The organism is Candidatus Protochlamydia sp. W-9, from assembly GCF_001950615.1.
GTDB classification, from domain to species: domain Bacteria; phylum Chlamydiota; class Chlamydiia; order Chlamydiales; family Parachlamydiaceae; genus Protochlamydia; species Protochlamydia amoebophila.
In genome coordinates this window covers 1-18,880 of the sequence record NZ_BCPZ01000093.1, presented here as the reverse complement: position 1 = coordinate 18,880, position 18,880 = coordinate 1, and the positions used below count along the sequence as shown (strand labels likewise).

General features: G+C 34.1%; 16 protein-coding genes. 5 read left to right on the top strand and 11 right to left on the bottom strand.

From position 1 onward, the window contains the following. The first annotated feature begins 105 nt into the window (after positions 1 to 105). Both BU804_RS02720 and BU804_RS02715 read left to right on the top strand, forming a co-directional pair. Positions 106 to 1,677 (top strand): hypothetical protein, encoded by a 1,572-nt coding sequence (locus BU804_RS02720; protein WP_075882882.1) that lies wholly within the window; start codon positions 106 to 108, stop codon positions 1,675 to 1,677. Between the two features lie 104 nt (positions 1,678 to 1,781). Then, the gene (locus BU804_RS02715; protein WP_075882881.1) at positions 1,782 to 2,222 is read left to right on the top strand and encodes a SufE family protein; all 441 of its coding nucleotides are present in this window, start codon (positions 1,782 to 1,784) and stop codon (positions 2,220 to 2,222) included. Positions 2,223 to 2,724: 502 nt separating this feature from the next. On the opposite strand, the gene BU804_RS02710 is transcribed toward BU804_RS02715, so the two are convergent. From BU804_RS02710 to BU804_RS02700, 3 genes are read right to left on the bottom strand one after another with little or no spacing between them, the layout of a single operon-like run. After that, on the bottom strand, positions 2,725 to 4,560 hold the full coding sequence (locus tag BU804_RS02710) for an Hsp70 family protein (RefSeq protein ID WP_075882880.1): 1,836 nt from the start codon (positions 4,558 to 4,560) through the stop codon (positions 2,725 to 2,727). A gap of 19 nt (positions 4,561 to 4,579) precedes the next feature. Further along, positions 4,580 to 5,059, bottom strand: a complete 480-nt coding sequence (locus tag BU804_RS02705; protein WP_075882879.1) for a DUF2760 domain-containing protein — start codon at positions 5,057 to 5,059, stop codon at positions 4,580 to 4,582. A 16-nt stretch (positions 5,060 to 5,075) separates the two neighbouring features. Then, a complete protein-coding gene (locus BU804_RS02700; RefSeq protein WP_075882878.1) occupies positions 5,076 to 6,359 on the bottom strand; it encodes an amino acid permease in 1,284 nt (427 codons plus the stop codon). 407 nt (positions 6,360 to 6,766) lie between these two features. Here BU804_RS02700 and BU804_RS02695 point away from each other — a divergent pair, with 407 nt between their 5' ends. Further along, positions 6,767 to 7,507 carry an ABC transporter ATP-binding protein gene (locus BU804_RS02695; protein WP_075882877.1) on the top strand — a complete coding sequence of 247 codons (741 nt, stop codon included), beginning with the start codon at positions 6,767 to 6,769 and terminating at the stop codon, positions 7,505 to 7,507. A gap of 20 nt (positions 7,508 to 7,527) precedes the next feature. Here BU804_RS02695 and BU804_RS13155 read toward each other — a convergent pair whose 3' ends face one another. From BU804_RS13155 to BU804_RS02665, 7 genes are all read right to left on the bottom strand, one after another. Next, the gene (locus BU804_RS13155) at positions 7,528 to 7,701 is read right to left on the bottom strand and encodes a hypothetical protein (RefSeq protein ID WP_158025002.1); all 174 of its coding nucleotides are present in this window, start codon (positions 7,699 to 7,701) and stop codon (positions 7,528 to 7,530) included. Between the two features lie 47 nt (positions 7,702 to 7,748). Next, positions 7,749 to 8,942 (bottom strand): M24 family metallopeptidase, encoded by a 1,194-nt coding sequence (locus tag BU804_RS02690; protein ID WP_075882876.1) that lies wholly within the window; start codon positions 8,940 to 8,942, stop codon positions 7,749 to 7,751. A 20-nt stretch (positions 8,943 to 8,962) separates the two neighbouring features. Then, positions 8,963 to 10,648, bottom strand: coding sequence for an ABC transporter substrate-binding protein (locus tag BU804_RS02685; protein ID WP_075882875.1), 1,686 nt, complete (start codon positions 10,646 to 10,648; stop codon positions 8,963 to 8,965). Between the two features lie 212 nt (positions 10,649 to 10,860). Beyond that, positions 10,861 to 12,597, bottom strand: coding sequence for a HEAT repeat domain-containing protein (locus BU804_RS02680; protein WP_158025001.1), 1,737 nt, complete (start codon positions 12,595 to 12,597; stop codon positions 10,861 to 10,863). Continuing rightward, complete coding sequence (locus BU804_RS02675; RefSeq protein ID WP_075882873.1) at positions 12,597 to 13,166, bottom strand: isochorismatase family protein; 570 nt, start codon at positions 13,164 to 13,166, stop codon at positions 12,597 to 12,599. The genes BU804_RS02680 and BU804_RS02675 overlap by 1 nt, the downstream gene beginning before the upstream one ends. A gap of 81 nt (positions 13,167 to 13,247) precedes the next feature. Further along, on the bottom strand, positions 13,248 to 13,583 hold the full coding sequence (locus BU804_RS02670) for a histidine triad nucleotide-binding protein (protein WP_075882872.1): 336 nt from the start codon (positions 13,581 to 13,583) through the stop codon (positions 13,248 to 13,250). Positions 13,584 to 13,596: 13 nt separating this feature from the next. Continuing rightward, the gene (locus BU804_RS02665) at positions 13,597 to 14,469 is read right to left on the bottom strand and encodes an MYG1 family protein (RefSeq protein WP_075882871.1); all 873 of its coding nucleotides are present in this window, start codon (positions 14,467 to 14,469) and stop codon (positions 13,597 to 13,599) included. Positions 14,470 to 15,050: 581 nt separating this feature from the next. Here BU804_RS02665 and BU804_RS02660 point away from each other — a divergent pair. Further along, positions 15,051 to 17,165 (top strand): LOG family protein, encoded by a 2,115-nt coding sequence (locus tag BU804_RS02660; protein WP_075882883.1) that lies wholly within the window; start codon positions 15,051 to 15,053, stop codon positions 17,163 to 17,165. Between the two features lie 33 nt (positions 17,166 to 17,198). Here BU804_RS02660 and BU804_RS02655 read toward each other — a convergent pair whose 3' ends face one another. Beyond that, the gene (locus BU804_RS02655; RefSeq protein ID WP_075882870.1) at positions 17,199 to 18,203 is read right to left on the bottom strand and encodes a hypothetical protein; all 1,005 of its coding nucleotides are present in this window, start codon (positions 18,201 to 18,203) and stop codon (positions 17,199 to 17,201) included. A gap of 247 nt (positions 18,204 to 18,450) precedes the next feature. Between BU804_RS02655 and BU804_RS02650 the strand changes: the two genes are divergently transcribed. Continuing rightward, on the top strand, positions 18,451 to 18,880 hold a 430-nt coding region (locus tag BU804_RS02650; protein WP_075882869.1), incomplete at its 3' end, for a hypothetical protein.

Genomic DNA, 18,880 nt, shown 5'->3' with positions numbered 1-18,880 from the left:
GTTAATTAATTGTATATGTTTAATTAAAATTAAAAATAATACTATAATTAATTATTATAAAGTAAATTTAATAATTAACAAACTACAAGAAAAGGATTATAAAGTATGAATTCTAATCTACCTTTGTCATCCCCATATTCTCAAATTGACAAGATAACTCAAACATTGGAAAGTCGAGGAATTAAGGTCAATATCGATAAAGAATCTAATAAAGGAGTTATTGATGCCAATGGACGCAAATTCGCTGTCTCTCTTATTAATGTCAACAGTGACCATCCTTTAGATGCAGATACAATGACGCAAATTGCGACAAGAGTTGCTTATATGATATTTGCTAAAAATTTAATTAGCGAAGAGTTTCAAGGCGCTAAAATTGATCAACAAGGTATTCAAATTAACGACAAAAACATGACTCATGAAGAAGCAAATACTAAAGAGCTTTATCAAGATATACAATCTATTATGCAAAACAAATTATCTAAGCAAAATGCTGATATAGCTGAAGCCCAAATCGGAGTAAACACATATACAAAGCAACCTATTCAAAAGGAATTTACCCCGCCTCCACATCCTTATCTATCTCAATTTACTTCAGACCAATTAGATGCCATTAATAAGTACGGAGCTAATAAAGTAATGGTTGGCGGCCAATTTAGTCAAAGCAAATTGGACGCACTCCAACAAGCTGAAGTTAAAGCAGCGGCAAAAGGTAAAGTTAAAACAGCGAAAAAAGAAGGGGTAACAAGGAAAAATGGATTTATAGAAGCGATAAAAACAAAAGTAAAAACAATAAAAAAAGATAAATCTAAATTGCATACAATTTCTAATCAAAAACTCCAAGAAAAATTAACAAAAATTCAATTTACTCTTTCTGATTATGCTAAAAATTTACTTCTTTTAGAACAAGCTCGGGAAGATTTAGATAAAATGCTTAATCATGGAGCTTCAAAAGGAGAAATAGATGCAACAAAAGCAACAATTTCCAGTAGAGAAAAAATCTTTAAAGAACAATTGAAAGAACTTCAAAGCGCAAAAAATGAGTTGGCGAGTTTTAAATTAGAAAAAAATAAACCACTTTTAAACGAAATACGTCGCATTATTTACGACATGCAAAATTTATTAAATGCTTCTAATACAAAAACTGCTAGCCACGCTTTTCTAGAAAAATACAAAACAAAACAGGAAGTTCAACAAGGAATTGGAAATGCTTATACAGCGGCATGGTCAGAAAAATATGCTTTTCGTAATCCTGAAAATCCTGGTTCATTAATCAACGGACATAATAATTTAATTGCAAGGGACCCAGCTAATAAAAATAGCTATGAAAATTTAGTTTCTATTTTAGGGGAAGTTCATCAAGCTTTACAAGAAGCTAGCACAACTTTTGGGCCTCTATTTATTAGAGAAGCTGGCCTTATGAATGCAAGTCATAAAATTAAACCAGATACAACCAAAACGCTAGCAATAAGCGCAGCTCAAAAAAAACTTTTTGATAAACTTGAGGAATTAAAGCAAAAAGCGAAAAGCCTTACTTTTGAAACAAACTCTCAAAATGAACTTCAAGGGGTAGGTAATTTTGGAGAATACAGTAAACTCACTCTTGATATTACCTTGTCCAAAATCCAAAAAGAACTACAAGAATTTGATGCATTACCTCTACCAGCAGCCAAAATTTAGATAATAAATTTTTACCCATCACGCTTAAAATTTATTCTCCTATTAAAAGCGATAATGGATTAAAATAAAATTAACAAACACAATAAATTAAAAATTAGAGTTTTATGTTCCAGACCTGTTTAAATAAACAAAGCCAAATTAAAGAACTATTCTCCACGTGTTCAACACCAGAAGATCGTTATCAAAAAATTATTGAATTCGGGCGTCAACAAGCCAATTTAACAGACTTGGAGAAAGTTCCTACAAATCTTGTTAAAGGCTGCCAAAGTCAAATGTATTTATCATCTTCGCTGGTCAATGGGCAAATTTTTTTTCGGGCAGAGTCTGATGCTTTAATTTCCGCGGGGTTAGCTGCCTTACTTGTAAAGGTCTATAGTGGGGAAACACCTGAGACAGTATTAAAGTGCCCTCCTACTTATTTAGACGAATTAGGAATTAGTGCTAGTTTGACTCCAAATCGCGCTAATGGCCTTTATAGCATGTATCTTCGCATGAAACAAGATGCTTTAAAATGGTTAATAAATCTTGAAAAAACTATTGGTTAATATTTAGTTAAACTTAAAATTTTAAAAAATTAATTACATAAAATAATTATGATTATAATTAACCAATGAAATCCAATTTGTATGGAAGAGAATTAAAAAGAGGTGGCAACATCCTTTTAAGGATTAGCTATTGAATTACAATTTATCAACTGAATCATAATGTTTTCCACGATTTTTCAAAATCCGAGCTGTTTTACAAACAGCTTCATTCTTAAAATTTTTTTCGTGCCCGTATTGTCAAATGCTGAAGAGTTTTTAATGACTGTTGATTAGCTTAATCAAATGGGTAGAATCGATCTCTAAAATTTTAATAGGCCAAGAATTAAATGAAAAAGAGCCTAAAAATGAACGAATTGTCAAACAATTTGTCAGTAAAATAAACATAGATTATCAAATCGTCAGTATACTTCTATCTACCTTACTCATTTGAGAAATTCATTAGGGGCACCAATGAAATAACTCGTTTGTTTCACTTATATTTTTGCATTTCTTAGTTGCCAATTTAAGCTGAGTTTTGATTTTTATGGTCTCGAATATCAAATTCAAGTTTCCATTTTCTTTCATCTGAAGCTACACACCAAAGCTCAAGAACCCCAAGTTCAGTGATTTTAGATTTCAATCTCACACGAATCATTTTTCCATCTTCTTCTGTTTTATTTAATACTGTTTCAATGGGATGAAGCTCAGTAAGTTCTTGTTTCCAATTTCGAACAATAGTTCCAGCTACTGGTTCAGTCCCGTTGGATAGTTGGGGTGTTACATGACTAAAAAATCGAAAAGTTGCCATTTCTCCTAAAACTAGAGAAAATTCTTGTTGGTCTAACTCTCGTTCCTCACCTTCTTCCATTCCAAACGGAACGATACAGATAGCTCTTAAAGGAGGGCTAATTCCTGGGACAGCCGGAACTGCTTCCTCAACTCCAATGAAATAACTACGACTTGTTCCACCACGAATACGAATCGTATGCCCAAGCCGAGCTAAACCATAATAAACTGCCCCTTTGCTAACTGCATAATCGTAGTCTGCACCGAGAATTTCAGTGACTGAGGGTTTATTAAGTTTTTTAGCCCATTGATTAAGCAATTTTAAAAGCTGATCTCGCAACTTTTTTGCCTTCAAAGTTCCACCATTAAACAATACTTTTGAGGGAAGAATAAATTGATCCATGTTGGCCGACTCTGACTCACCTGTCATCGATAAAAATTTTGCCAATTGGCAAGATATCCGTGGATCTTGAACATAAGGTAGACCAATCTGCTGAATTCCTAAATGACGCTCCTGTTGTGATTTTTCATCCGGATTAACGAGAGGAATAAATCCTTCCAAAATGAATTTTTCAACTTCTTGCTGAGATAATTGTGTTGTAAGAGTATTCCCTATTAACTTACTTCCTCTCCCAAGGATTGTCATTTCGACTTTTTCAGGAGGGTTTTCATTCATTAATAATTCTTTAGCAGCTCTAGCTTGGTAAATAAGACTTTGGAGCTGCCAATGATCAATAGTATAGCCTTCTTCTTCTAGCTTTTGTTTGGCAAGATAAGCCAAACTAAGATCGATATTATCTCCCCCCAAAAGTAAATGAGATCCTACAGCCAATCTTCTTAAAGCTAAATTCCCATTCTCTTCTTCTACTTTAATTAAGCTAAAGTCTGTTGTCCCTCCTCCAATATCAATGACTAAAATTATCTCATTAACTTTAAATAAGTTTCTCCAATCATTAGCATGAGCATATAGCCAGGCATAAAAAGCAGCTTGCGGCTCTTCTAATAAAATGATGTCTGGATAACCCGCTAACTCAGCTGCCTCTTGAACGAATTGTCTAGCACTCGGATCAAAAGAAGCCGGAACAGTAATAAAAATATTCTGACTGATAAAAGGAGCATTGGGTTGATTCAAATCCCAAGATTGACGAAGATGTTGGAAGATTTTTGCACAAGCATCTAAAGGGCTTATTTTATTTATCAATTCTTCCGATTCAAAAGGTAAAACTGCTTGTCTCCGATCAATTGCATTGTGACATAACCAAGATTTTGCTGATGATACCAATCTAGTAGGTAGTTCCGCTCCCCTTTCTTTAGCAAATATGCCAATTGTAAAGGAAGAAGCTAAATCCCAATTTATAGCTGCCACGTTTTGTGAAAGTTCTTCGGCTAATGGGTAGTAAATGAAAGAAGGAAGTGAGAAAGAATTTTTTACTGTCTGTTCAGAAACAATTTGCGTTAACTCACTTTGTTGAATGACAGGCAACATATTATTATTTTTTAGGGGCGCGTAAGCTAATGTACAATTCGTTGTTCCGAAATCAATTCCAATAATATATGTAGCTTCTTCTTTCATGCTTATTCCTTAAAACAAATCATTTTACTTCTATTTCTGCTGGGCAGATGATATCTGTTATCGTTTCACCAGTTTTTTTTGGCAAGGAACGTTTAAGCGCTTTCCACCCTCGATGAACGACAACACCTGTATAAGGAGCTTCTCCTCTAACTTTACCAACCAATTTGATTTCAGAAGAATCATATCCTTTTGGAATTTGTACCGTTGTTCCTTCTGTTTCGTCTCTTAGTGGACGAATGGTCATCAATTCTTCAAGCGATTGAGAACAGTCTTGATGAATTTTACGAACAGCAGCCCCTACTTGTGCATCAGTGAAGGGAGTGATGTCTTCTTTTAAAAAATCGATTAGCCTTGCTTGTTGAAGATAATTTAACAATCGAATATGAGATTGATCCAACATTTCAATTGATGTAAAAGAGTTGTCTTTTAAAAATTCTTCTGTTTTTTGAGGATCTTTAAACGCTTTTATAAATGCTTTGAAAGCAAGACCAAGTCCCATAAATAACCATCCTTTATTAAAAGCTAATACCGTATTGTTGTTGATTTAACATGATTTGACAAGCTTCAAAAATGGAACAAATAAATCCTGTATGAATTAAAATTTCAATAATTAGTGAAGTCAAAAAGAAAGCGAAGACAAATAAAAGTAACGGTTTTCCACCAGGAACGCGATTTTCATTGGGAAAATGAAGATAATAGCGGCCAATCCAAACCATTAATACAGGCATAATTCCATTTAAAATAGAATCACCAAACCCTCCGGAAGTATCTAAAGCAAGCAAGAAAATCCGTTCAAAATAGGCAGAAAAAATAAATGTGGGAATTACGACCAATAAACCTAAAACAACCTTCCCTACCCCTTGCTTTTTTATTTTTAAACCATCAGACAGAAAATCGAGCAAACCTAAAGCTATTCCTAAAAAAGAAGTAACAAGAGCAAAAAATCCAAAATATTCGGCCAAACTAGAAACCCAAGAGCTTTGCACATGTTGTCGAACGAATTGAGTTACAGGTTCACCTACTTCCAAAGCTTTTAAAAGACTATGAGGTCCAAAAAGAGGAATGACTCCAAGAACTAAAAACTGCCAAATCAAATAAACAAAAAAAGTTAAAGTTGTTCCTCCAATAATAGCCCAACGTAATGCTGTCGCATTCCTTTTTAGATAAGGAGTCAAACTAGGTAACATTGTTTGAAAACTAAATGTCGTTAATAAAATAGGAATCGCTAAAAATGATGTCGACCAACGACGATGTCCAAGCATTTCTAATTTCACTTCAGACAATCCAGTACTGATTAAAGCTAAATAAGCCACAATCATCGCAACAAAAAAAATCGCATTTACTTTTCCCACAATACGACTTCCAAAGTAAATAATTCCTCCAAAGCAAACGATAAAAATTAAGCATCCCCATTCTTTCGAAATAGACATTCCCAATAAAGAAGGGGCTACATCTCTAACCAACGATCCTCCAGCAGATGTATAAGCCACAATAGATGCATAAGAGATAAATAAAAAGAGAATCCAACTGATCACACGGCCTACCGGACCTAAAATGGTGGAAGACATAGTAATCACATGCGCGCCTTCCTTCATCCATAAATTCACTTCTAATAACAATAATGCTGACAAAGTCATCGCAATCCAACAGCATCCCATCACAATTGTTGAAGGAATAAATCCGCTTATTCCTGTTGACACAGGAAGTGCTAACATTCCTCCACCAATGCATGTTCCTGCTACTAAGAATATTGCAGAAATCAAACTTCCTTTTTCAGGATTCGTTTCCTTGTCTTCCACTTGCGCTCCTATTATTTTCAAAGTGATTGATGATGGATTTTACTTTAATCTGAACTTTTAATTCTTCTTTTAACATTCAATTTTTGCTAAACTTTTGCTTGGATTGATATACCTTGCTTTAACGTAATTCTTCCAATTAGCTGGGTTCAAATAGAAAAATCTAAAATAATTTATTAATTGAATGGCATGACACAATGAAATTTGTGTATAATATCCGAATGATTATAGAATTTTATCTCTTATGCCGGCAACTCTTAAAACATGCATTTTGAATCAATCGCTTAACAAACCCCTGTGTTTTTCAAAAAACAAGCTCTCTCACAAGCATAAAAGTAGAATTGATTTCAAATAAAAAGGAACAAAAAGCTGTGATAACCTGAAAATTTCATCCTCCCATTTTACCTATTATGTGTTTGATTATTAAAAATATATCTTTCTCTTATCCTAATCATTCTCTTTTAAAAAATGTTACATTAACTTTAAAACAAGGAGAAATTGGAACACTTATTGGTGCTTCAGGTTCTGGAAAGTCAACTTTATTTAAACTTTTGGTCGGATTGCTACCTCTTCAAGAAGGAGCATTTTATGCCATGGACCATTCTCAAGCTTACGAATATTTTGCTTATATGACCCAACAAGATTTGCTTCTTCCCTGGCGAACAGTCTTAGAAAATGTTATATTAATTTCTGAACTTGGGCCTAAATCTACCAATCTGCAAGAAGTCAAAGAAGATGCTTTAAAGTTATTGACAGAGATGGGCTTAAAAAAATTTATTCATTATTATCCAGAACAACTCTCCGGCGGAATGAGACAACGCGCCTCTTTAGCACGCGCATTATTGCTAAAAAAACCTATTCTACTCCTAGATGAACCATTTGGAGCTTTAGATACTGGCTTAAGAGAGCACCTTTATAGTTTGTTGCATGAGATTAGAGATAAATATGGAACAACAATTTTACTTGTTACGCATGATTTTAGAGACGCTATTTCTTTATCAGATCGTCTTTTCTTATTAGCTCACCAACACATACAAAAAGATTGGATTCTCTCAACTGATATTAAAAGTGATTTTACTAAAATGAATTATTTACAAAGCGAATTAAGACAGCACCTTAATTATTGTTTAAGCACCAATTTTAATAGCTAGTGCTTACTTGTCGTTACTGATTAAGGGCCACTAGGCAAATTAATGTAAGGAGTACCTTGATAAGACGCCTGTCTCATCTTATTAAATAAAGAAGAATCAAAAGCATAAATTCCTAAAAATATTAACCCAATGATAAGCCAAAATATAATTAAAGCTAAGCGACTCATTTTAAATGAAAAAAGAGGTACTTTCATTTTTTGCTCCTATAACTCATAACTCATTCTTAGACTTTTCCTTGTTATCATAAATTTAGGCAAACTAATTCTTCTTGAATTCCGCCAGTGATTTGTATTTTCTTTTCAAAAGAGAGATACACATCGTATTCTAAACGAACGCCAAACTCGTGAGGAAGATAAATGCCAGGTTCAATTGAGAAGCAAGTTCCGGGAATTAGCTGCCGAAAATCTCGAGTTTCAAAATTGTCTAAGTTAGCTCCAGGTCCATGAACGTCTTGTCCGATATTGTGCCCAGTTCGATGAATAAAATATTCACCATACCCTTTTTCATTTAGCACATCTCTACACAGTTGATCAACTTGCCAACCCTGAATAGAAAGGCCTGCTTCATAATTTTCTTTAATAAAAAGAGTTGCTCGATCTCGAGATTCTTTTACAAGATTAAAAATATGTTTTTGTTTTTCTTGTGCATTTTTTGCAGCCACACCAACTCTTGTAATATCTGCATAAACAGAGTTTGGTTGATTTTTTTTGCACCAAAGATCTAATAAGATGAAGTCTCCAGGTCGAATAGACAATGCCCGACCTTTTTTAGGGCTGTAGTGGGGATCAGCAGAATTAGCATTGATAGCGCATGTGGGAGGATCTACTGTCACACAATTGTGTTCGATCATAAGTTTTAGCATAAATTGCTGAACTTGGTATTCATCAACGGCTTGGCTAGTAATTAATTTTTTCTCAATAAAATTCCAAGTTTGGGCTACAATTAAGCTCAATATTTCAGCTGCCTCTAAATGACTTTGAAGTTGTTGAGGATTCCAAACACAGGTATAACGTTGAATAAAATTTGCCGAACTAACAATTTCTACTCCATTTTTTCGCATGAAATCTATTGTGCCTGCATCCACTTTCGAAAGAGTAGGCAAAGCATTAAAAGGAGAATATTCCATAGCAATTTTATGATTTTCTAGTTTCAGAGAAAACACCTGGCTTTCTAGTTCCTGCCAACTTTTGTAAATCCATTTTATTCCCGGTAAATGATCCAGAGTATGGGGTTCAATTTGAGGAACGATTTTGATGGGTTCTCCTGAGCTCGGAATCCAATAGAAAAAACGCCTGGTAAGTATTTTTGAAGCAGGGATCTCTAAAAAAATATAAGCTAGAGAATTACTATGCCTAAAATCATAAAGCAACCAACCATTGATCTCTTCTTCTTTTAATTGTTGTTGAACTTCAATTAATTTTTTTTCAAATTCCATAAAATTCCAACCAAACAATCTTATAATAATTGATTAATCCTTAACCACTCCTGAAAAGTATTCCATATCATGGGAGAAATCTCTTGCTGCTCAGCTAAAACAGGAATGGTTTTTTTCCAAGCTTCTCTTTCCCACGCAAGTGTCTGTATACTTTTATTCTGCTGATAAAGGGCATAGATTTCAAAAGCTTCGTTTGGATGTAATCTAGAATAGTTAATACTTTTTTGTAACCCTTTTTTAAACAATTGAACAAATTCGTCTTCTGTATAAATTGTTTTAGTTTTAGCTAAAACAATCAATTCATAATAAGTGGGCATTCCAAGTTCCGTTAGCTTAAAATAACGTGTGCGTATACCCAGGCTTTTTAAATGTTCAGTTTCAATATTCCAGTAAGCTCCATAAATAACATCTACATTTTTAGTTCTAAATGGGGTAATCAAATCACAATTAACATTTAGACACCCTTTTACTGCTATAGAAGCATTTGCTAATAGCTTATTTAAACTTGCAGCTTCTTTACCACCCGTACAAAACCCAAGCATTTTTCCATTCAAATCGGTTAAATCATGAATTTCTTCTCCCTCACGAACAATCAAAGCATTTAAAGGTTCTTGAATAAGAATTCCAATCGGCTCAACCTCACCTTTTTTTTGTTCGACACGGATAGTATGAGGCATATAGGCTAACGCCAATTCACACTGGTCTAATAATAAATAAGATGTAGCATGGCCAGGCTCCTGCATTTTCTTAATCGAAATGTTAATGTGATGTTCTTGAAAAAAACCTTTATGGATACCCACATAAAAAGGAATATGATTAGGATTTGGTAACCAATCTAAAACAAGTCTAACAGGAGGTTTGGAAGAAGCTTGTCGATGGCATCCCATCAAAATTCCACACCCCACAAAAAACACAAACACAATAGAATAAGTTAACCTAGAATAGGTAAAGTGCGCTTTCAAAATTTTAAAAAATCTTTTTTTTAAAATAAAATACTCTATCAAAAGAATTATAGAATAGATCAAATAGCTAAGCAATGTCAGACAAAACAGGGCTGCAAAATTTGTTGCTAAATCCATGTCTCTTCTACTCTCAACCATTAAAACACCTAACCCATTTTGGGCTCCTGCCCATTCACCTGCGATAGCCGCTATTCCTGCAATAGCAGCTGATAGTCGCAACCCACTAAATAGATGAGGAAGAGACCAAGGCAATTTTAATTTGCAAAATATCTGCCAATGAGTTGCATGATTAATCATAAAATAATCAGTCAATTCTTTAGGAACTGAACGTAAACCTTGAAAAAGGGTAATTGTCAGCGGGAAAAAAATCATTAAAGCAGTGGGTATAGCAATAGCAATGTAGCTCCAGCCAAACCACATAATCATGATAGGGGCTAAGGTAAACATAGGAATACATTGTATAATCACAAAAAATGGCTGTAAGAAATTGCGAGCAATCGAAAAATGATCCATGATCCAAGCAAGGGGGAAAGCCACGCTAAATGCAAGGGCGAATCCTCCTAAAATCTCTTTGAGAGTTACACCGGTGTGAAAGAGAAAACAATCCGGTTTTTCTATTAATTGATTAAATATTTGAGAAGGTGGAGGTAATACCCAAATCAAATTCGGATTAAAATAACTAAAAAATTCCCAAACAAACAAAATGAAAAGGAACGTACAAGTGACGATCAAGATATTTTTCATATTTATAATAATCTGAATAGAAGGGCATCTTTTAACTAACTTTTTTTCAACAAAATAGAATAAAGATAAGAGTATCGATAAATGATTTTATAATTTATGTATTTTGCTGAATAGGAAATTCCTCTAGTAAATAATAAGTAAGGGTTTCAAAATGCCATAAACGGATATTCATTTAAATTTCCCCTAGGGATGTTAAATGCACTAGAATTAATTTAGTTATTCAGGGATTGAATTAATGCCATTGCTGCAATTAAGCGTAACGTTTGAGAAGGTTCTTTTAAAATTTCAATTAAAAAAGGAATAGATTTCATAGATCCAATCCGTCCAATGCCCTCTAAGATTTTTGCTTTTGTTTCCCGATCACTATTTAAATACTCTTCCTGTAAAACATGAATAGGATCTTCTTCGTGTGACCATATTGATAAAACTAGAGCGGCCTGTATTCGTACTTTGGTACAGGGGTCTTTAAGAAGTTCCAATACCACTTCAATAGATTCTTCATCACCTTCTGTTAAAAGTAGGGCGGCAGCGGCACCTGTAATGCCCCAGTTTCTTTCTGATAAAAATTCTCGTATCGCATTTTGTGTATTAGGTTCTTTTAAGATCGATAGGATATTGAATAACTCTAAACGAAGAAGCTGATTATTCATTTCTGGATTTTCTGTTATTTTTTCAGATCGACTATAATGACAACCTGCAATCGATTTAAATATTCCACATTCAATTTCACAAAACTTATCTTTTTGCGAAAGCAAGACTTGCTTGATAACTTGAGCAGCTTGTTTCAAACAACATCTTTGTTTGACTAGTCCACAAGCAAGATTGAGACGGATATAGGGATCTTGATGATTTTCAAGAAATTGCGAAGCCAAATCTATACCTGCTCTACCTGCTAAAGCTAAAGCAGCTGAAGCCGTCAAACGGACTTCGGGTTTATCGCTTAATAAGTAATATTGAAAAACTTCTTTAGCTTCGTTTGGATGATAGAGCAATAATAGCCAGGCAGCAGACAATGCAACTTTAAAATGATCATCTTTTACTCCCTTTCGAGCAGCTTCTATAATACTATCATTTTGCTCTTTCGACTTAAGCAAGCCCATTGCTTGATAGCTAGCCATTTTCACCTGGGGATGATAATCATTTGTTAAAATTAACAATTGGTCGACATCCCGTTGAGATTGAAAATGAGCAATAGCCTGACAAGCCACTAAACGCAAACCGACTCGATCGCTTTGAATTAAACGAACGACTTCTTCTCTTTTTAAAGAATTCAACAAAGCAACTAGAGACTCGATAGCTAAGGCTTTTTCTTCGGAAAGACTTTGCCCTGAACTAATTAAAAATTCTAACTCTTCTTTTAATTCTAGTATTTTCATTTTCCCAATTGCTTTGATCACCTCATGTTTAACTAACCTAACTTTCTCATTTCGAAAAAGTTCCTTAACTGATTTTATTAATTTGTCATCGTGTAAATGGCTGGCCAATTTCACAGCAAAGGCTCTGATCGCATAATTTGAATCTTGCATTCCCTGAAAAAGTATTTCTACTCCTTTAGTATCCTTACAGAAAAAAGCTGCCAATAAAGCAAGGTGTCGAGTAATTAATGAATGAGATTGAGCGGCCTTGCCTAAAATCCCCCAAGCCATTTCTTCTATTAATTCTCGATTTTCCATTTGATTTGGAAATTGCTTAAAATAGTTTTGCCAAGCACAAAGCATTTCTTTTTCGTAACCAGAACGCGCTGTTGCTTTAATATAAACTTCATGAACGCTTTGAGAACTAGAATAAGAAGCTATCGCTTGTTTAGCTTCAAAGTAAGCGGAAGGGGTATCTTGAATATGCAGATGAGCTTCAATACGGCGAACGACCTTCTGAATTTCCTCTTTTTCAGCTCCGAAAATCTGCAAGAAATAAAGAACCAAAAAAGTTAACAAAATAGATCTGAGCATTAACATTCACAAGACTTAATCATTTGACTAATTGATTTAAATTCGGGTTGTTTGGAATCTTTTAACAACTCAAAAAGAATTGTTTCGGAACTACTAATTCGAATTCCCAAATCTCTCATTTCGGCAATTGCAGTAGAAAAATTATAGATAGAACGAGATGCAATCGCATCGTTTAGAACAATGACTTGCTTTCCAGCTTGCAAAAGCCCTTTAGCTGTTTGCAAAATACAAATATGAGCTTCAAGACCGACAATGACCCATTGTTGAATGTAAGATTTTTCGATATATTTTTTTATAATAGGGTCATCCAAACAAGAAAAAGTCGTTTTCACCCATGGAGAATATTGGTCTCTGAGAAGAGATTTCAAATCCATTAAAGTTTCTCCTAACCCTTGAGGATATTGCTCAGAAATAAAAATCGGGATTTGAAGTGCTTGAAAACCTTTGATCGCTTTAAAAATAGCTTTCAATACATCTGCTCCAAGATCAACTGTCGCAAATATCTTATCTTGCATATCAATGATCAACAAAGCTGTTTGAGATCGCTCTAAGTTAATAGGTAAGATCATAATAGTTTCTAAACTTTTTTATATTTAAACCCAAATTAAAATAATTCGGAAATCATCCAAATGGATAGATTTTTGAAAAAGTTATCCCAAGCTTCCTAATTGACGCCCTCCAATTAAATGGAAATGCAAATGAAAAATAACCTGCCCAGCCATCGCTCCATTATTTGTGACCAACCGATACCCTTCTTCAATATTAAATTGCTTGGCAAGTTGCTGAGCAATGACTACGATTTCGCTCACGAGTTCAAGATCTTCTTGTTGGATAGACTGTAAATTCGAAATTTCTTTTTTGGGAATAATAAGTAAGTGGACTGGAGCGACTGGATAAAGATCTTTGATGACAATAATGCGTTCATTTTCAAAAATTTTTTCCGCTGAAAGCTCGCCTTTAATAATTTTTCCGAATACTGTCGTCATCAATTAAAATCTCCTAAGTATACTTTAAGGTATAATCTAAAGCTTTCAATGCATCTTCTTTTGTTTCCCAAACCGATATAAAACGCCCTTTATGGCAAAAAACTGCACCCGGAATACCCGAAACTCTTTTTAGGTCTTCCTCTAATAACCCAGCCCATTCTTTGGGTTGTGGTAAACGAACCTTCATTCGATCTTGGTAAGAAGGAGGAATTCCTCTTAACTTCCAATGAGGACCTGAAGGCATAATTACAAATAATGCTGGATGCTCTTCTCCTTTCAACTCAAAAAAAATTTCAAGCCAAGGCAAATTTTGATCAAACATTAAACATTCTTTTGATTTATTCATGCATTCAGCAATAATTTCACGGCAAGATTGAGTATATTTAAATCGTTCCCATAAGCGATCTAAATGTTCATAAACAAATTTTAGAGCTTTATGAAAAGCTTGATCCTGCTCTTCATGAGCACAATCGTAATGAATAGGTGTGAAATTAGAAACAATGTGAGAAATTGAGCAATATCCAGGAATCAAAGGATCTCTTCCATTATCATGAGCGTCTATTCCCATGACTAAAGATGCATTAAAAAGCTCGTATTCATTGGGTTTCAATCGTTCAAGATTCTTTAAATATTTGAGAATCATTCCCGCACTACTCATAGGCCCTTGATAATCTACTTGATGATGATCAAAATGTTTTTGAGAAGGATCATAAATACCTCCTACATCACAAATATATTCGCATGTATTTAAAATTTGTAAATCACGTGTGCGAATGATCTTATTTTCATCAATCAAATCAAAAAGCATTAACAAAGCACATGCGGTAACTTCATCTGCATGAAATGTTCCATCATGCGTGCCACAGCTTCTTGGGTTTTTCTGCATATTATCTCACTTAAGCCTATCTCGAAAATTTTTCTAATTAAAATTCACAGCAGATAAAGACCATAAAAAAACATAAAAAATAATTATGGCAGAATAATATTTTAGAAAAAAGCTCTATCTATCCTTTCCTAAAAACTTGTTCAAGTCTCTGCATTAAGACTTCTTTTTTTATCTTTATGAACAAACCAACAGCAATAGCAACTTCTTTTCAATCTTGAACTTTCCATTATCATCCCCTATGAATTTAGGAATCAAACTGCTTAAAATAAAAGCTTTAAACTCACTTCTATTTACAATAGTTCCTAATTCATTAGCTTTACACTTTCACCTGCCTATGTAAATTTATTTTTTTATTAAAGGTATAAACAACTACCCCACATTTTTAAAAAGCTTGGAAGCAGACTTTAAGCTTTTATAGGCATACAAAATAGGAACAAAAATAAAAAATTTAGTTGGGCAAGAAAATTAAATAGAATGTTAAAAAACAATGAATTGACAAAAAGTTGTTTTAATTTAAATGTTATGGACAGCTCAGATAAAACCCCCTCTAATCAAAATGAATAAAAAAACATGAAATGGCTATGGAAAGTAATATTGACTTCTATCATTACGATTTGGCTACTCCTGATGGCTCAATCACAAACCTTAACCGAATCAATGAAAAAACTGCTGAAGCAACAGTATTTATCCAAAATATCTCTCCGCATTTTGTCGGTTTCCAGATCGACCCCCATTTGATTTTGTTTAATATTAAAAGCACACTTGCACAATTAGGTTTGGATGGAATTGGATTAAATTTTGAATTAGACAAAAAGAACTTATGTGCTCAAGTCCATACTAAACTCAATGCGATCGGTCCTATTGCAATTGAAATGTTAAAATTATTAGAAATAGGAAGTTCACTCGGAAAATTATTTGCGGCTGATGAAAGACGCCGTGTGAGAGATCCGGATTATTTAAGTCGAATGTTTGGGCGATCTGATAGAAGAGGTAAGCCCCTTTTATCTTTAGGAGGTTTGCATGGAAGCAATGACCTTATTTTGGATAAATTAGATGGACGAACAATAGTTTATTTAACTCTTCAAAATGGACGCGTTACTTACGATCCTTCAATTACAGGATTCCTTCCGACTTTGGCAAAAGCTCTTGTAACAAACACTAAAATGCGCGACATGTTACGTTTACATCAAGAATGGAATCCAATGATGACTCGCAACGTTTCTGAAGATGAAATTTTGCTTGTCCGCACATTGCCGCTCCATATTCGTACAGTATTTGCTAGAGTTGTCGATAATCTTTTATCACCAGGTTATCATCACACTTCGGCCTCTATTCTTCAACCTGATACATTTGCCTCTGGAGATATTTATGAATTATTTGGAAGTAGTAAAAGAGAAATCACCGATATTCCGTTAGAATTTTATACTTTAGAACCTTACCGTGAGCATGTTTTTTTTTCAGATAGAGATCAACTACAAACGTGTTTGGAAGACAGCAAAACTCTGTTTGAAGCTTTTTCGACTGCTCCCCAACCTGTTGAAAATAGAGCAGCCGTATTTATTGTAAAAGGGCAACAACTAAAATCTTTAAAAGAATCAGATTGGATTACAAGAGAAACAAGAACCCACGAATTTCCAGGAGCTTTTCATGGAACTCGTCAAGCTTTAATGGTCGAACGTTATATTGAACAACAGCCCTCTTACCCATTTCTTAAAGCAATTGACAGCGGTTTGATTACGAGCCAGGGAATTCTATTAACTCGTTACTTCCCTTCTCCCTTAATGAAAAGGATGTTGCTAAGCGATCAAGTTCAAAGATGTTTAAAAGGAATTTACTTCCAATACCCCTCCTTATCCCATAAAGATTTTTTTTCTGCAGAAGATAGAGCTCTTCTGCATGACCTTGAAAAATTCGCTATTCCCGTTTTTTGGGTAGATGAAGCGACGGGACAAATTTTGCAATACCTTCAAAAACCAGATCGCGATACAGGTTTTTTTGTTCCTTTAGCTCATGTAGATACATTTTTAAAATCTACTGTTTTTGGGATTTATGGCTCAAATTTATTAGCTGGGGACTTTGAACAGGAGCTTCATTGCTTGCTAGCTGGAGTTTTAGCAATGCGTACGGAAATGCAACACCCTTTACTCCATAAAAACACCCCTTTAGCATTAGTCACGGGTGGAGGGCCTGGAGCGATGGAAGTTGGCAACAGGGTCGCAAAAGATCTGCATATTCTATCATGTGCTAATATCGCCGATTTTAGAACTAAAGATGGATCTGTTGTTAATGAACAGCTTCAAAACCCTTTTGTCGAAGCTAAAATGACTTACCGGCTTGATAAACTAGTGGAAAGACAGGCTGATTTTCATCTAGACTTTCCTATTTTTTTAATGGGTGGAATCGGAACTGACTTTGAATTTTCTCTTGAAGAAGTGAGAAGAAAAGTGGGATCGGTCAACTCCACACCCATTCTTCTTTTTGGAGAACCTGCTTATTGGCAACAAAAGCTGAGCTCTCGATTTGAGTGCAATCTTCATTCAGGAACAATCCAAGGATCTGAATGGATCAGTAATTGTTACTATTGCATTCAAAAAGCTGAGCAAGGCTTAAAAGTTTATCGTGATTTTTTCTTAGGAAAACTTCCCATTGGTAAAGGGGGGCCAATTTATGAACAAGGATTTAAAGTTGTCATCTAATCCTTCAATTAAATTTGTCGGAAACTTTTAAACTTAATTTTTATAAGTTAATATGGCATACTTTAAATTTGGAGGTAAATGGTCGATCAAGTTAAAAGCGGGACTTACTATATGGTGGCTACCAGCAATGACAAATAACTTGCTGCCAGGATATCGATCTAACAGCCGATTAATGGAAGTAATTAGAAATTCGTTGCGCTTATCCGTTAATAGAAATAATTTCTCCAATAAACAGACTCCTTCGTGCATCGCTTTTTCTGAAAATGTGACATCCAATGGCAACTCAGATCTTTTTTTTAACTCTACATTTGTTTTTAAGATAATAGCTTTTCTCTCCAATTCTTTAAGCATATTTAAACTTTCAATCAAATCTAATAAATTTTCCTCAAAACCAAACATGCGTATATTTTTTGAAATTAAATCGTAGCTACGCTTAGAATAGATCCGGCTGAAATTTTGCGCCTCTTCTTGATACTCTATCCCTTCCACAAGTAAGACATCATTGTCTTTTCCAAATTGATTGATGATTGCAATCTCTAAATGTTTATAGGCTAAAATTTTGTGATCTTCACCCATAAGAATAATATCTGCTTCCTCTAGTGAAAAAGCATTTTTATAAGCGATATTCCAATACTGGGAAAGCAGTGTTGTATCTACTGGAACACCTGTATAGTCGACCTCTTCCTCTATTGTTTGTTCGGCTCTTTCATTTCCCATCGGAGGAAATGCTGAGATCAGAGAATTAATTCTATGGATTAACGCAGGATCTATTATCGGAAGATTTCCTCTTTGCTCTTCGACCGATAGGCTTAAGGGTTTTCCAAAATTTGGTTCTCTATTTAAAGAATCAGCATTGCTTGACAAAGGCCTTATTTTTCTTTTATTGATTACTTGATACAGTAAATAGCCCGCTGCGAAACAACTAAAGACGCCTATGGCAATTGCTATGATCGTTTTCTGACGTTTAGTTAAAAATAAAAAATGTCCTTTAAACAAAGAAGAATAATAGCAAGAAAAGTGGCTCAATAAAATTCTCATTTTTTTATTCCTTTCTATTCTTAAAAATATATCTAGCGATATACTAGATCTTATCTTTTTTTGATTTATTTTCTATTCAAATTATTGCGTGGTTTTTCAAAAGAAACATTAAAGAATTATTATTGTTGACAACAGCAATTTTATTTATTAGTGTTCTTAATTGAAACTGTTTACAGATTACTATTTAAATAGTATGCATATTTGATGATAAACAATAAAAGTCATTGATAAGTTAAGAAGAGCAATTATGATTCCTCATACACTGGATCAACAATTAGCTGTACAAAATACATCAACTGCCATGCAACAAATGAATAATTTCTTGCAAGACTTCAGCCTTCCTTTAGAAGATAGGTTTGAGATTATGAATAATGTATTTATCAGATGTATGCAAATCTTTGTAAGACTCGAAGGAAAATTAAACCAACAAATTACCCGCCTCACGAACGAAGTAAGACACCTCCAAGATAATAATGAGAACTTGCAACATCAACTTGAGGCTATAGAAGCTGAACAATACAAAGAAAAGTTAATAAAAAATTATCAAAATTCGGCTGGAATTATTAACAAAATTGTATTGGCAACGGGTCTTACTTTAAGTTTTATTAATCCTATAAATATGCCTGCATCTGTTTTGGCACTTGGAATGTCTCATCTTTATCAAAAATCTGAAGTTT

Coding starts and splice junctions, on each gene's coding strand:
- BU804_RS02720 (WP_075882882.1), top strand. CDS start 106: ATGAATTCTAATCTACCTTTGTCATCCCCATATTCTCAAATTGACAAG.
- BU804_RS02715 (WP_075882881.1), top strand. CDS start 1,782: ATGTTCCAGACCTGTTTAAATAAACAAAGCCAAATTAAAGAACTATTC.
- BU804_RS02710 (WP_075882880.1), bottom strand. CDS start 4,560: ATGAAAGAAGAAGCTACATATATTATTGGAATTGATTTCGGAACAACG.
- BU804_RS02705 (WP_075882879.1), bottom strand. CDS start 5,059: ATGGGACTTGGTCTTGCTTTCAAAGCATTTATAAAAGCGTTTAAAGAT.
- BU804_RS02695 (WP_075882877.1), top strand. CDS start 6,767: ATGTGTTTGATTATTAAAAATATATCTTTCTCTTATCCTAATCATTCT.
- BU804_RS13155 (WP_158025002.1), bottom strand. CDS start 7,701: ATGAAAGTACCTCTTTTTTCATTTAAAATGAGTCGCTTAGCTTTAATT.
- BU804_RS02690 (WP_075882876.1), bottom strand. CDS start 8,942: ATGGAATTTGAAAAAAAATTAATTGAAGTTCAACAACAATTAAAAGAA.
- BU804_RS02685 (WP_075882875.1), bottom strand. CDS start 10,648: ATGAAAAATATCTTGATCGTCACTTGTACGTTCCTTTTCATTTTGTTT.
- BU804_RS02680 (WP_158025001.1), bottom strand. CDS start 12,597: ATGCTCAGATCTATTTTGTTAACTTTTTTGGTTCTTTATTTCTTGCAG.
- BU804_RS02675 (WP_075882873.1), bottom strand. CDS start 13,166: ATGATCTTACCTATTAACTTAGAGCGATCTCAAACAGCTTTGTTGATC.
- BU804_RS02670 (WP_075882872.1), bottom strand. CDS start 13,583: ATGACGACAGTATTCGGAAAAATTATTAAAGGCGAGCTTTCAGCGGAA.
- BU804_RS02665 (WP_075882871.1), bottom strand. CDS start 14,469: ATGCAGAAAAACCCAAGAAGCTGTGGCACGCATGATGGAACATTTCAT.
- BU804_RS02660 (WP_075882883.1), top strand. CDS start 15,051: ATGGAAAGTAATATTGACTTCTATCATTACGATTTGGCTACTCCTGAT.
- BU804_RS02655 (WP_075882870.1), bottom strand. CDS start 18,203: ATGAGAATTTTATTGAGCCACTTTTCTTGCTATTATTCTTCTTTGTTT.